Source organism: Streptococcus sp. oral taxon 058 str. F0407, from assembly GCF_000235485.1.
Classification (GTDB): Bacteria; Bacillota; Bacilli; order Lactobacillales; family Streptococcaceae; genus Streptococcus.
This window is the reverse complement of record NZ_JH378885.1, coordinates 1-13,477: the sequence shown is the minus strand read 5'-3', so window position 1 is coordinate 13,477 and position 13,477 is coordinate 1. Positions and strand designations below refer to the sequence as shown.

Annotated in this window: 15 protein-coding genes, 1 tRNA gene, 1 other RNA gene and 1 pseudogene; 16 read left to right on the top strand and 2 right to left on the bottom strand. The window is 41.0% G+C overall.

The annotated features are described in order from the left end of the window. The first annotated feature begins 5 nt into the window (after positions 1-5). From HMPREF9184_RS01290 to HMPREF9184_RS01275, 4 genes are all read left to right on the top strand, one after another. A tRNA-Asn gene (locus HMPREF9184_RS01290) sits at positions 6-79 on the top strand. A 187-nt stretch (positions 80-266) separates the two neighbouring features. Then, entirely contained in the window at positions 267-581 is a 315-nt protein-coding gene (tnpA, locus tag HMPREF9184_RS01285; RefSeq protein WP_000057442.1) for an IS200/IS605 family transposase, read from the top strand. Between the two features lie 361 nt (positions 582-942). Further along, positions 943-1,176 carry a sigma(X)-activator ComW gene (gene comW, locus HMPREF9184_RS01280; RefSeq protein ID WP_000939514.1) on the top strand — a complete coding sequence of 78 codons (234 nt, stop codon included), beginning with the start codon at positions 943-945 and terminating at the stop codon, positions 1,174-1,176. Between the two features lie 245 nt (positions 1,177-1,421). Beyond that, entirely contained in the window at positions 1,422-2,708 is a 1,287-nt protein-coding gene (locus HMPREF9184_RS01275) for an adenylosuccinate synthase (protein ID WP_033585898.1), read from the top strand. Between the two features lie 480 nt (positions 2,709-3,188). Here HMPREF9184_RS01275 and HMPREF9184_RS01270 read toward each other — a convergent pair whose 3' ends face one another. After that, positions 3,189-3,734 carry a hypothetical protein gene (locus HMPREF9184_RS01270; protein WP_009444102.1) on the bottom strand — a complete coding sequence of 182 codons (546 nt, stop codon included), beginning with the start codon at positions 3,732-3,734 and terminating at the stop codon, positions 3,189-3,191. 265 nt (positions 3,735-3,999) lie between these two features. Between HMPREF9184_RS01270 and tadA the strand changes: the two genes are divergently transcribed. From tadA to HMPREF9184_RS01235, 8 genes are all read left to right on the top strand, one after another. Continuing rightward, positions 4,000-4,467 carry a tRNA adenosine(34) deaminase TadA gene (gene tadA, locus HMPREF9184_RS01265; RefSeq protein WP_001110105.1) on the top strand — a complete coding sequence of 156 codons (468 nt, stop codon included), beginning with the start codon at positions 4,000-4,002 and terminating at the stop codon, positions 4,465-4,467. Between the two features lie 32 nt (positions 4,468-4,499). Then, positions 4,500-4,594, top strand: an RNA gene (ffs, locus tag HMPREF9184_RS09375) — signal recognition particle sRNA small type. Positions 4,595-4,652: 58 nt separating this feature from the next. Then, a complete protein-coding gene (locus HMPREF9184_RS01260; RefSeq protein WP_000701978.1) occupies positions 4,653-5,096 on the top strand; it encodes a dUTP diphosphatase in 444 nt (147 codons plus the stop codon). Beyond that, a complete protein-coding gene (locus tag HMPREF9184_RS01255) occupies positions 5,041-5,613 on the top strand; it encodes a histidine phosphatase family protein (protein ID WP_083822895.1) in 573 nt (190 codons plus the stop codon). The genes HMPREF9184_RS01260 and HMPREF9184_RS01255 overlap by 56 nt, the downstream gene beginning before the upstream one ends. Positions 5,614-5,626: 13 nt before the next feature. Then, on the top strand, positions 5,627-6,988 hold the full coding sequence (gene radA / locus HMPREF9184_RS01250) for a DNA repair protein RadA (protein WP_083822894.1): 1,362 nt from the start codon (positions 5,627-5,629) through the stop codon (positions 6,986-6,988). 72 nt (positions 6,989-7,060) lie between these two features. Then, entirely contained in the window at positions 7,061-7,555 is a 495-nt protein-coding gene (locus HMPREF9184_RS01245) for a beta-class carbonic anhydrase (RefSeq protein WP_033585896.1), read from the top strand. A 214-nt stretch (positions 7,556-7,769) separates the two neighbouring features. Next, complete coding sequence (locus HMPREF9184_RS01240; protein ID WP_000010177.1) at positions 7,770-8,738, top strand: ribose-phosphate diphosphokinase; 969 nt, start codon at positions 7,770-7,772, stop codon at positions 8,736-8,738. A gap of 119 nt (positions 8,739-8,857) precedes the next feature. Then, positions 8,858-9,295, top strand: coding sequence for a CoA-binding protein (locus tag HMPREF9184_RS01235; protein WP_000076505.1), 438 nt, complete (start codon positions 8,858-8,860; stop codon positions 9,293-9,295). 27 nt (positions 9,296-9,322) lie between these two features. Here HMPREF9184_RS01235 and HMPREF9184_RS01230 read toward each other — a convergent pair whose 3' ends face one another. Next, positions 9,323-10,333 (bottom strand): YeiH family protein, encoded by a 1,011-nt coding sequence (locus tag HMPREF9184_RS01230; RefSeq protein WP_000009165.1) that lies wholly within the window; start codon positions 10,331-10,333, stop codon positions 9,323-9,325. Between the two features lie 149 nt (positions 10,334-10,482). Between HMPREF9184_RS01230 and HMPREF9184_RS01225 the strand changes: the two genes are divergently transcribed. The 4 genes and pseudogenes from HMPREF9184_RS01225 to HMPREF9184_RS01210 form a co-directional block, all read left to right on the top strand. Then, on the top strand, positions 10,483-11,652 hold the full coding sequence (locus HMPREF9184_RS01225; protein WP_000366372.1) for a pyridoxal phosphate-dependent aminotransferase: 1,170 nt from the start codon (positions 10,483-10,485) through the stop codon (positions 11,650-11,652). Further along, complete coding sequence (gene recO / locus HMPREF9184_RS01220) at positions 11,649-12,419, top strand: DNA repair protein RecO (protein ID WP_000616150.1); 771 nt, start codon at positions 11,649-11,651, stop codon at positions 12,417-12,419. The genes HMPREF9184_RS01225 and recO overlap by 4 nt, the downstream gene beginning before the upstream one ends. Continuing rightward, complete coding sequence (plsX, locus tag HMPREF9184_RS01215; protein WP_000717419.1) at positions 12,416-13,408, top strand: phosphate acyltransferase PlsX; 993 nt, start codon at positions 12,416-12,418, stop codon at positions 13,406-13,408. The genes recO and plsX overlap by 4 nt, the downstream gene beginning before the upstream one ends. A gap of 4 nt (positions 13,409-13,412) precedes the next feature. Next, a pseudogene (locus HMPREF9184_RS01210) lies at positions 13,413-13,477 on the top strand (acyl carrier protein); the annotation flags it as partial.

The following is a 13,477-nucleotide window of genomic DNA, read 5'->3' as shown; positions in this document are numbered from 1 at the left end:
TTTTATCCGCCATAGCTCAGTTGGTAGTAGCGCATGACTGTTAATCATGATGTCGTAGGTTCGAGTCCTACTGGCGGAGTTAGAAAAAAGAACACCATTGGTGTTTTTTTGTTTTAGTTATGTGATTATTAGTCCGTCTCGCTCCGTGAGGTGCGAGACAAATAAACCACCCGCTGTGCGGGTGCGCGTCGAAGGTTATACAAAAAAACTCCAAACGCGAAACAATAAAGGTGTTCAAGCCAATTGTAAAGCGAAAGGAGAAAAATATGGCACAAAAGGCTCATAGTTTATCGCACACAAAGTGGCAAGGTGTTAAGATTATTGAAGGTCACTTAATGCCAGACCATGTACATATGTTAGTAAGTATTCCACCTAGAATTAACGTTGTAAGTTTCATGGGCTATTTAAAAGGTAAAAGTGCACTCATGATGTTTGATAGACACGCCAACCTCAAGTATAAGTTTGGGAATCGGCATTCTTGGGTGAAAGGTTACTACGTGAGTACAGTAGGATTTAATGGAGCCACAATTAAGAAATATATTCAAGAGCAGGAAAAGTATGATACTGCACTAGATAAATAGAGTGTAAAAGAATATGAGGATCCCTTTAGGTATAGTGGTAAGTAACACTCAAGCCTTTTTGAGAGGTAAGTGACGAGCAAAGGGCAATGAGACTTGAACAAGGTGAAAGCCAGCGTCTTTAGTCGCTGGCTGATAATTTGGGCTTATAGTTCTAATGCATACTACCCATTAGACGGGTGGTTATGATTTTATAAATGAAGTAAATTTCTCAAAATTCAAAACTTAATTTTTGCTTCTATAATTGCCTTTATATTTTATTTTTAGTTCGTTTAGCTTTAAATTCTACTTTTATAGGATTTGAAGCTTTTTTAGTTCTTATTTTTGTTAGACTAGTGTTAATAATAAGAAGGGGATTTTTAATATGCTTCAGAAATTTTATGATAGAGCATTTGTCTTTTTGAAACTTGTTGAACAAGAATATGCTTCTTTAGGTCAGAGTCGTGCTGAGTGGGAATCACTTCATCTTCGGTTTTTACTTTATTACTTGATAAGATTTAGAATTACAAGCGATAAAGACTTTTATTTATATCATTTTCAGACGGCTTATCGCTTGTATCTTGATAAATACCTTCAAGAAGGTGCTATCCTAAACTAGTGAGGTTCATATATATCATTTATAACGAACAATAATGAGCATTGAATTTGTGAATTTAAGGATTTTATTTAAAATATAAGGTTTTGATTTTTATAATTTACAGAAATTCCAAATCTTTTCTATTGTTTCTTCTTGATAAAATAGTGTTTTTTTCTTATAATAAATTGTAAGATATAATTGCGGGTGAAATTCCTGCCATGTATATGAGAAAGGACGAGCTCCTGGTAGCTCAGACGAATTTTATTATGACTTCAGTTGTTGTTGTAGGTACCCAGTGGGGTGATGAAGGTAAAGGGAAAATTACAGATTTTCTTTCAGCTAATGCAGAGGTAATTGCTCGTTACCAAGGTGGTGATAATGCTGGTCACACGATTGTGATTGATGGTAAGAAGTTTAAATTGCACTTGATTCCATCTGGGATCTTCTTCCCTGAAAAAATCTCTGTTATTGGGAACGGAATGGTTGTAAACCCTAAATCTCTTGTGAAAGAATTGAGTTATCTTCATGAGGAGGGTGTTACAACAGATAACTTACGAATTTCTGACCGTGCGCATGTTATTTTGCCTTACCATATTGAGTTGGATCGCTTGCAAGAAGAAGCTAAGGGTGATAATAAGATTGGTACTACGATTAAGGGTATTGGCCCAGCCTATATGGATAAAGCTGCTCGTGTTGGGATTCGTATTGCTGATCTTTTGGATAAGGATATCTTCCGTGAACGCTTGGAACGCAATCTTGCGGAAAAGAATCGTTTGTTTGAAAAATTATATGACAGTACTCCTATTTCAATCGATGATATTTTTGAAGAGTACTATGAGTATGGTCAACAAATCAAGCAATACGTGACAGATACATCTGTTATCTTGAACGATGCGCTTGATAACGGCAAACGTGTGCTCTTTGAAGGTGCGCAAGGTGTTATGTTGGATATTGACCAAGGGACTTATCCATTTGTTACGTCGTCAAACCCTGTCGCTGGTGGTGTGACAATTGGGTCTGGTGTTGGCCCAAGTAAGATTGACAAGGTTGTAGGCGTCTGTAAAGCCTACACAAGTCGTGTAGGAGATGGACCTTTCCCAACTGAATTATTTGATGAAGTGGGAGATCGCATTCGCGAAGTAGGTCATGAATATGGTACAACAACTGGTCGTCCACGTCGCGTGGGTTGGTTTGACTCAGTTGTGATGCGTCACAGCCGCCGTGTATCTGGGATTACCAATCTTTCATTGAACTCTATAGATGTTTTAAGTGGTTTGGATACTGTGAAAATCTGTGTGGCCTATGATCTTGATGGTCAACGTATTGATTACTATCCTGCTAGTCTTGAGCAGTTGAAACGCTGCAAGCCAATCTACGAGGAATTGCCAGGTTGGTCAGAAGACATCACTGGGGTCCGTAATTTGGAAGACCTTCCTGAGAATGCACGTAACTATGTTCGTCGTGTAAGCGAGTTGGTTGGTGTTCGTATCTCAACTTTCTCAGTAGGACCTGGTCGTGAACAAACTAATATTTTAGAAAGTGTTTGGTCATAGGAGATTTTTAAGATTAGTTTAAGACAGGTTGGGTATACTATAGACAGTTACAAGAAGACCTCCTAACTTGTTGTAACAAATATCCTAAACTTTTCTTTTTCATAATAATCTCCCTATTAAGTCACCGCATTCGGTGGCTTTTTTAGTTCATAAGTCCTATACAGGCTTCTACTTGACTTTTTAAGATAAAGAAAAAAACAGTGGGACAGAAATCTGTAGACCAAGTCTTAATTTGATAGAACTAGAACTTCATGGTTTCAACAATTCGGTAGATTGGTTAAGGTTGTGGATAGAGAAAGGAAGTTTTGTTCAAAGGAGCTTTTGAATTTTAAAATACCAACAAACAGTTTAATCTACTAATAAATTATAGGTGTACAACTAAGCAAAAATGAGGTTGGGATTTTTGGTCCCAGCCTCTTCAGTGAACTATTTTCTTTAGAATTTATAAGTTAGATAAAACTAAATCTTTTGTAAATTAGATTATTTGATAACTTGGTTTCCTGATTTGTCATTTTGAATTTGGTTTATTTCGTGCATAAAAACATCTGCTTTCAGTTTATCTGTGATGATACTGACACTTATTAGCTTATTTAGATTTTTCTCATATCCTTCTAAAAAAATAGGATTTCTAATTTTCATGGTTAACTTTGCACAATTAAAGGGACGCTTTTTCATGGTTATTTGTTCGATATCTTGAAGTTTAAATTGATAATGTAATACGCTGAGGCCTCTGCTACTATAGGTATAATATTGAACAGTATTGTTTTTATGAACTTCTAATTTTACTCCATTTATGAAGAGATAATACCCCATAAACCATAGAAGAAGTGGAGCATAAATCAGTACGATTGCTATAATAATCTTGTCTGTAAAATCGGTATTATAAGATATCAGATGCTTTAGAATCCAGAGAATCATAACAGATAAAGATATCATGAATGGTCCCCCTGCTCTATTAAATTGATTCTTATATGGAAACATTAAGGTAAATTTTGGTTTATCCAGTAATAACTCTAATTTCATCATTTACTCTTTCATATTGTTTATTGTATAAATTTCAGTATATTCATCTCTTGAACTTTCTATGTCAGTTATCTCCATTATTTTAAGTTCATGATTTCTGATTTTCTATCAATTTTGCTAATATTATACTCTTTTTAAAACATTATTTCTACAATCCAGCGATTTGATACTATCTAAAGTTAGTCAGTGTAAATATTATAGAGCTCTTTTTTTGTCTTGGGAATCATGATATAATAATAGAATCGACAAGTAGGAAAAGGAAAAATCGATGAATTATACAGTTGAAGAAAAAGAAAGCTTCATGAGAGAGGCCTTGAAGGAGGCAGAAATTGCCTTAGAGCATGATGAAATTCCAATTGGCTGTGTGATTGTCAAAGATGGAGAGATTATTGGTCGTGGGCATAATGCACGCGAGGAGTTGCAACGGGCGGTTATGCATGCAGAAATCATGGCCATAGAGAATGCGAACCTGAGTGAGGAGAGTTGGCGTCTGCTAGATTGTACGCTTTTTGTGACCATTGAGCCGTGTGTTATGTGTAGTGGGGCAATCGGGCTTGCCCGCATTCCAAACGTAGTCTACGGGGCTAAGAATCAGAAATTTGGTGCAGCTGGAAGTTTGTACGATATTTTGACAGATGAGCGTCTCAATCATCGTGTAGCGGTTGAAACGGGAATTTTGGAGAGTGAGTGTGCAGCGATTATGCAGGACTTTTTCCGAAATCGACGGAAAAAATAATTTCTCTTTCAAAACAGAGGGGAATGTGGTATAATAAATAGTGGAGCAACAGTTCTGCGTGAAGCGGGTCAGGGGAGGAATCCAGCAGCCCTAAGCGAGTGTGAATTGTGTGCTCTTTTTTCGTGCTTTTTTCGAATAAATAAGATAAAATAGCCTAGAATAAATGATAATAGAAAAGAGAAAATATGAAAATTCGTGGTTTTGAATTGGTTTCGAGTTTTACAGATGAAAATTTATTGCCTAAGCGTGAGACAGCGCATGCAGCAGGTTATGATTTAAAGGTGGCGGAACGCACTGTCATTGCTCCGGGAGAGATTGTCTTGGTTCCAACAGGGGTTAAGGCTTATATGCAACCGACTGAGGTCCTCTATCTTTATGACCGTTCTTCAAACCCTCGTAAGAAGGGTCTAGTCTTGATCAACTCTGTTGGTGTTATTGATGGGGATTATTATGGCAATCTCGGGAATGAGGGACATATCTATGCTCAGATGAAAAATATTACCGATCAGGAAGTGGTTCTCGAAGTTGGGGAACGTGTGGTTCAGGCTGTCTTTGCACCATTTTTAATTGCAGATGGAGATAAGGCAAACGGAGTTCGTACTGGTGGATTTGGATCGACAGGGCACTAGGATGAAGATTATCTTTGTACGTCATGGGGAGCCAGATTATCGTGAATTAGAGGAACGTTCTTATACAGGATTCGGAATGGATTTGGCACCCTTATCTGAGAAAGGAAGACAACAAGCTCAGAAACTTTGCCAAGATCCCTTGCTACAATCAGCTGATCTTTTAGTGACTTCAGCAGTGACAAGGGCTTTAGAAACGGCTTTTTATGTATCTTGTGCTACAGGCCTTTCTTTGAGGGTGGAGCCTTTGTTACACGAATGGCAGGTTTACGAAAGTGGTATAGAGAATTTTGAAAAAGCACGTACTCTGTTTTTAGAAAATAATGGGAAGTTACTTCCAGATAGTCCTATTCAATATGAGACAGCTGAGGAGATGGGAGCTCGCTTTCTCGAATCTATGGTTAAGTATCGAGAACACCAAACTGTGGTAGTTGTCACTCATCGAATGCTCATGCGCCAATTTGTACCAGACGAGAAGATTGATTTTTGCCAAGTAATTGAGTGTGAGGTAGAGATTTAGAAAGAGGTTTATCATCGCAAAGAAAAAAGCGACATTTGTGTGTCAAAATTGTGAATATAATTCACCTAAGTATCTAGGGCGCTGTCCCAACTGTGGGGCCTGGTCTTCTTTTGTAGAAGAAGTTGAGGTTGCAGAGGTCAAAAATGCGCGTGTGTCCTTGACAGGTGAAAAAACCAAGCCTATGAAACTGGCTGAAGTAACTTCTATCAATGTCAATCGAACCAAGACGGAGATGGAGGAATTTAACCGTGTACTTGGAGGCGGAGTGGTGCCAGGGAGTCTCGTCCTCATTGGGGGAGATCCTGGAATCGGGAAATCAACCCTTCTTTTACAAGTTTCAACTCAGTTGTCTCAAGTGGGAACGGTTCTATATGTCAGTGGGGAGGAGTCTGCCCAGCAGATTAAGCTACGAGCAGAGCGCTTAGGTGATATTGATAGCGAGTTTTATCTCTATGCAGAGACCAATATGCAGAGTGTTCGTTCTGAGGTGGGGCGCATCCAACCAGATTTTCTCATCATCGACTCTATCCAGACCATTATGTCTCCTGAGATTTCAGGGGTGCAGGGATCTGTTTCTCAGGTGCGTGAGGTGACAGCTGAACTCATGCAGTTGGCTAAGACTAATAACATTGCCATTTTTATCGTAGGGCATGTGACTAAGGAAGGGACCTTGGCTGGTCCGCGTATGTTGGAACACATGGTAGACACGGTTCTCTATTTTGAAGGGGAGCGTCACCATACCTTCCGTATCTTGAGGGCAGTCAAAAACCGTTTTGGCTCCACTAACGAGATTGGCATCTTTGAGATGCAGTCAGGTGGATTGGTTGAGGTCCTCAATCCGAGTCAAGTTTTCCTAGAAGAGCGTTTGGATGGAGCAACTGGCTCGTCAATCGTGGTAACTATGGAAGGGACGCGTCCGATTTTAGCGGAGGTTCAGGCTTTGGTGACACCGACCATGTTTGGAAATGCTAAGCGCACGACGACAGGGCTTGATTTTAATCGTGCTAGCTTAATCATGGCTGTTTTGGAAAAACGTGCAGGGCTTCTTTTGCAAAATCAGGATGCCTATCTCAAATCTGCTGGTGGTGTCAAATTAGATGAGCCTGCTATTGATTTAGCCGTTGCAGTGGCTATTGCCTCTAGTTACAAGGACAAGCCAACCAATCCTCAGGAATGCTTTGTTGGAGAGCTAGGTTTGACTGGAGAAATTCGACGCGTGAATCGTATCGAACAGCGCATCAATGAAGCTGCTAAACTGGGATTTACTAAGATTTATGTACCCAAGAATTCCTTGACAGGCCTTAAACCACCTCAAGAAATTCAGGTGATTGGTGTGACGACTATTCAGGAAGTTTTGAAAAAGGTCTTTGCATAATCCGTGACAAATCCTCTCAAAAATGATAAGATAGGAGAAATATTTGGTTATCAAATTTTTAAGGGGGAAATCGTGTCGTATTTTGAACAGTTTATGCAAGCCAATCAGGCTTATGTTGCCCTTCATGGGAAATTAAATCTGCCACTTAAGCCGAAAACAAGAGTAGCAATTGTGACCTGCATGGACTCACGGCTACACGTCGCGCAAGCTTTAGGTTTAGCACTTGGGGATGCTCATATCTTGCGGAATGCTGGCGGTAGAGTAACAGAGGACATGATTCGTTCGCTGGTGATCTCCCAGCAACAAATGGGCACACGTGAAATTGTGGTGCTTCACCATACAGACTGTGGAGCTCAAACCTTTCAAAATGAGACCTTTCAAGAGCATTTGAAACACGAGCTCGGAGTTGATGTGTCGGATCAAGATTTTTTACCATTTCAGGATGTTGAAGAGAGTGTGAGAGAGGACATGCAGTTACTTCGAGAATCTCCACTGATTCCTGATGATGTGGTTATTTCAGGTGCTGTCTATGATGTGGATACAGGAAGTATGAGAGAAGTATACTAACTTTGTCTCGAAAAAATCTCATCCTAGCATAAAATTGATTGTTAAAATGTAGGATTTTTAGTTTTAATATAGCTAATATAAAATAGTACAAAACAAGGGTATAAATGTTTGCTCTTGTTTTATTTTTGATTGAAAAATAAAGGAAAAAGCGCTACAATGGTAAATGGAAAATGTTGTGTAAAAAACAAGTGATACATAAATACCGGAGGAAATCATGTCTTTTTCTGATTTAAAGCTGTTTGCCCTTTCTTCTAATAGAGAATTGGCAGAGCGTGTGGCGCAAGAAATTGGGATAGAGTTGGGGAAATCGACTGTTCGCCAATTTTCAGATGGGGAGATTCAGGTCAATATCGAAGAATCAATCCGTGGGAAACACGTCTTTATCCTACAATCAACGAGCTCACCTGTAAATGACAATCTGCTCGAAATTTTGATCATGGTGGACGCCTTGAAGCGGGCTAGTGCAGAATCTGTCAACGTTGTTATGCCTTACTATGGTTATGCACGTCAGGATAGAAAAGCGCGAGCGCGTGAGCCAATTACTGCAAAACTCGTTGCAAACATGCTAGAAGTTGCTGGAGTAGATCGTTTGTTGACGATTGATTTGCATGCGGCACAGATTCAGGGATTCTTTGATATTCCAGTTGATCACTTGATGGGTGCTCCTTTGATTGCAGACTATTTTGAACGCCGTGGGATGGTTGGATCTGACTACGTGGTTGTCAGTCCAGACCATGGTGGGGTGACTCGTGCTCGTAAATTGGCAGAGTTTTTGAAAACTCCGATTGCGATTATTGACAAACGTCGTAGTGTAGACAAGATGAATACCAGCGAAGTGATGAACATCATCGGTAAGGTCGAAGGCAAGACTTGTATCTTGATTGACGATATGATTGATACAGCTGGAACTATTTGTCATGCGGCGGATGCACTTGCTGAAGCAGGTGCCGTTGAAGTTTACGCAAGTTGTACGCACCCAGTTCTTTCAGGGCCAGCTATGGACAATATCCAAAAATCAGCTATTAAGAAATTGGTTGTTTTGGATACCATCTACCTACCAGAAGAGCGTTTGATTGATAAGATTGAACAAATCTCGATTGCCCACCTCTTAGGAGATGCCATCGTGCGTATCCATGAAAAACGCCCTCTTTCTCCTCTATTTTGTATTGAGAAAAAGATTTAATCCTTCACTTAAAATAGATAGTTCTCCTAGCAGGTTTCTTTTCTTGCTAGGAGATTTTTGTAGTCAAAATCCTGCAAGCCTTTTCAAAATATGCTATACTGATGAAAAGGAGGATTTCTATGAGCCAAGAATTTATCAATCCGAGTGATGGTGTGGTCCGTCAGTATCTGGCGACCAGTAAAACGTTAGCGGTAGTGGGTTTGTCTGACCGTGAAGAAACAACTAGCAATCGAGTGACCAAGGAAATGCAGGCTAGAGGCTATAAAATCATTCCAGTTAATCCCAAGCTTGCAGGTGGGGAAATATTGGGAGAAAAAGCTTATGCGAGTTTAGCTGAGATTCCTTTTCCTGTGGATATTGTCAATGTTTACCGACGTAGCGAGTTTTTACCAGATGTGGCGCGTGATTTTCTCAAGGCTGACGCCAAGATTTTCTGGGCGCAGCTGGGACTTGAAAGTTTAGAAGCGGAAGAAATCTTGCGTGCTGGAGGATGCGACGACATCGTGATGAATCGCTGTATTAAAAGAGAACATACTCGTTTAATTCTTGAACAATAAAAAGGTGGCCATGGGCTACCTTTTGTGTTATAAAGTACCAATCAATGCTTGCATACCAAGACTGGTGAGGATGATGGCAATCCAGCAAAGGGCTCCGAGGACAATAGATTTGCCACTGGATCTAACCATGGCAATCAGATTGGTTTTGAGACCGATGGCGCTCATGGCCATGATAATGAGAAATTTAGAAAGCTGTTTGAGAGGGGTAAAGAAGCTACTGGACATACCAAGAGAGGTAAGAAGGGTCGTTAAGAGAGAGGCTAGTATGAAATAAAGGATAAAAAGAGGGAAGACCTTTTTTAGATGGAAACCGTGGCTATTTTTTTGCTGGCGACTTTGCCAGTAGGAGAGAAAGAGAGTGATGGGAATGATCGCTAAGGTGCGCGTCAGTTTAACAATGGTTGCAGACTCAAGGGTATTGGTCTGGTAAAGACTGTCCCAAGCGCTAGCTGTGGCCGTTACAGAAGAAGTATCATTGACCGCAGTTCCTGCAAAGAGGGCGAAGCCTTCATTTGATAAGTGAAGCCAGGTTCCCAGGGTCGGAAAGATGAGTGCCGCTAAGACATTGAAGAAAAAGATAACGGAAATAGCTTGGGCGACTTCTTTTTCCTTGGCATGGATAACGGGTGCTGTCGCAGCAATGGCAGAGCCACCACAGATAGAAGAACCCACTCCAATCAAGGTAGCCAGTTTTGTATCCAGTGAAAAGAAACGCTGGAAGAGGTAGGCAACAATCAAGGCTATTGAGATGGTGGAGAGGATGACAGGGAGTGAAGATTGTCCGACTGCGAAAACTTGCGAGATATTGAGACCAAAACCGAGCAAGATAACGGCATATTGGAGCAATTTCTTGGAACTAAAGGTCAAACCAGCATCCAGTTGTTTGTGGGGTGATAGAAAAGGGTGAAGGAGCATCCCTATAAAGATAGCAAAGACAGGTGCTCCGATGACAGGAAAGAATCCTCCTAGGTACCAAGACACGATAGAAATGACAAGGCAGGCTAAGATTCCTGCCCCATTTTTTGATAAAAATGACATATAAACCTCCGAAGATAAGCACTTATTATTATAGTCCTGTCGAGAAAAAAAGTAAAATAGAAAGTGAAAATTGTCGGTTTCGGATGGATTTTGCGGTCAGGAAGCTTTTGTAGTATAATAGAGATACGTTTTGAAAGTAGGAGGTATCTATGGACTTAACTAAGCGCTTTAATAAACAGTTAGATAAGATTCAAGTGTCCTTGATTCGTCAGTTTGACCAGGCTATTTCGGAGATTTCTGGGGTCTTGCGTTTGACCTTGGGGGAACCTGATTTTACAACGCCAGATCATGTCAAGGAGGCAGCCAAGCGAGCGATTGACCAGAACCAATCCTACTATACAGGGATGAGTGGTCTACTGACTCTACGTCAGGCAGCCAGTGATTTTGTAAAAGAAAAATACCAGCTAGATTATAATCCTGAAAATGAAATCTTAGTTACAATTGGGGCGACAGAGGCTTTATCTGCTACTTTGACGGCTATTTTGGAAGAGGGAGACAAGGTACTCTTGCCCGCTCCTGCCTATCCAGGATATGAGCCGATTGTCAATCTAGTTGGGGCAGAGATTGTCGAGATTGATACAACTGAAAATGGTTTTATCTTGACTCCTGAAATGTTGGAAAAGGCTATTTTGGAGCAAGGGGACAAGCTCAAAGCAGTCATTCTCAACTATCCAGCCAATCCGACAGGAATTACCTATAGTCGAGAGCAGTTGGAAGCTTTGGCAGACGTTTTACGCAAGTATGAGATTTTCGTTGTCTGTGATGAGGTTTACTCAGAATTGACCTACACAGGCGAAGTCCATGTATCTCTGGGAACTATGTTGAGAGATCAGGCTATTATCATCAATGGCTTATCTAAGTCTCATGCTATGACTGGTTGGCGTTTAGGTTTTATCTTTGCTCCTGCAGCTTTCACAGCTCAGTTAATCAAGAGTCACCAATATTTGGTTACTGCTGCAAACACCATGGCTCAACATGCTGCAGTAGAAGCCTTGACCGCTGGTAAAAACGATACAGAGCCTATGAAGAAGGAATACATCCAGCGTCGAGATTACATCATCGAGAAGATGACTGCTCTTGGTTTTGAAATTATCAAACCAGACGGTGCCTTCTATATCTTTGCTAAGATTCCAGCTGATTACAATCAAGACTCCTTTGCATTTCTCAAGGATTTTGCCCAGAAGAAGGCTGTTGCTTTTATCCCGGGAGCTGCCTTTGGGCGTTACGGAGAAGGCTATGTTCGTCTGTCTTATGCAGCTAGCATGGAGGCTATCAAAGAAGCCATGAAACGACTTGAGGAGTACATGAGAGAAGCATGATCCAGTCTATCACGAGTCAAGGCTTGGTACTCTACAATCGCAACTTTCGGGAGGATGATAAGCTAGTCAAGATCTTTACCGAGCAAGCTGGCAAGCGCATGTTTTTTGTCAAACACGCTGGTCAATCTAAACTAGCTCCGGTTATTCAGCCCTTGGTACTAGCTCGTTTTCTCCTGCGAATCAATGATGACGGGCTTAGCTACATCGAGGACTACCATGAGGTGATGACCTTTCCCAAGATTAATAGTGATCTCTTTGTCATGGCTTATTCGACCTATGTTGCAGCTCTTGCAGATGCTAGTTTGCAGGATAATCAGCAGGATGCTCCCTTGTTTGCCTTCTTGAGAAAGACTCTAGAGTTGATGGAAAAGGGCTTGGATTATCAAGTCTTGACCAATATTTTTGAAATTCAAATCTTGACCCGATTTGGAATCAGCCTCAATTTTAATGAGTGTGTCTTTTGCCATAGGGTTGGTCAGGCCTTTGATTTTTCTTTTAAATATGGAGCCTGCCTCTGTCCAGATCATTATCATGAGGATGAGAAACGTTGCCATCTGAATCCCAATATTCCTTATCTGCTCAATCAATTTCAGGCTATTGATTTTGAGACCTTGGAGACTATTTCGCTCAAGCCTGAAATCAAGCAAGAGCTACGCCAATTTATGGATCAACTCTACGAAGAATACGTAGGGATTCACCTAAAATCAAAGAAATTTATTGATTCCCTAGCAGACTGGGGACAATTACTAAAAGAGGAAGACAAATGAAAAAAATCGCAGTAGATGCTATGGGGGGCGATTACGCACCTCAAGCCATCGTTGAGGGTGTCAATCAAGCCCTTGCTGACTTTTCAGATATTGAGATTCAACTTTACGGAGATGAAGCTAAAATCAAGCAATATCTAACAGCGACAGATCGTGTCAGCATTATCCATACGGATGAGAAAATTGATTCGGATGATGAGCCGACAAAAGCTATCCGTAAGAAGAAAAATGCCAGTATGGTATTAGCAGCTAAGGCAGTCAAAGAGGGAGAAGCAGACGCTGTCCTCTCTGCGGGGAACACAGGTGCCTTATTGGCTGCAGGATTCTTCATCGTGGGTCGTATCAAGAACATCGACCGTCCTGGATTGATGTCAACATTGCCGACCATTGATGGTAAAGGTTTTGACATGCTAGATCTCGGTGCCAATGCAGAAAACACAGCCCAGCACCTGCATCAATACGCTGTTCTAGGTTCTTTCTATGCCAAGAATGTTCGCGGAATTGCAAAACCACGTGTTGGTTTGCTGAACAACGGAACAGAAAGTAGCAAGGGAGACCCGCTTCGTAAGGAAACGTACGACTTGCTAGTAGCTGATGAAAGTTTGAACTTTATCGGAAACGTGGAAGCGCGTGATCTGATGAATGGCGTTGCGGATGTTGTCGTGGCAGATGGTTTCACGGGAAACGCAGTGCTCAAGTCCATTGAAGGGACAGCCATGGGGATCATGGGCTTGCTCAAAAACGCCATTACAGGTGGTGGGTTTCGAGCAAAACTAGGTGCTCTTCTCCTTAAGGATAGTTTGAAAGGTTTGAAAAAGCAGCTCAACTATTCAGATGTTGGAGGGGCTGTCTTGTTTGGTGTCAAAGCACCTGTTGTTAAGACTCATGGCTCAAGTGATGCCAAGGCTGTGTACAGTACGATTCGTCAGATTCGTACCATGCTAGAAACGGACGTAGTTGCTCAGACTGCGCGTGAATTTTCAGGAGAATAAAAAGATGACAGAAAAAGAAATTTTTGACCGTATTGTAACCATTATCCAAGAACGACAGGGAGAGGACTT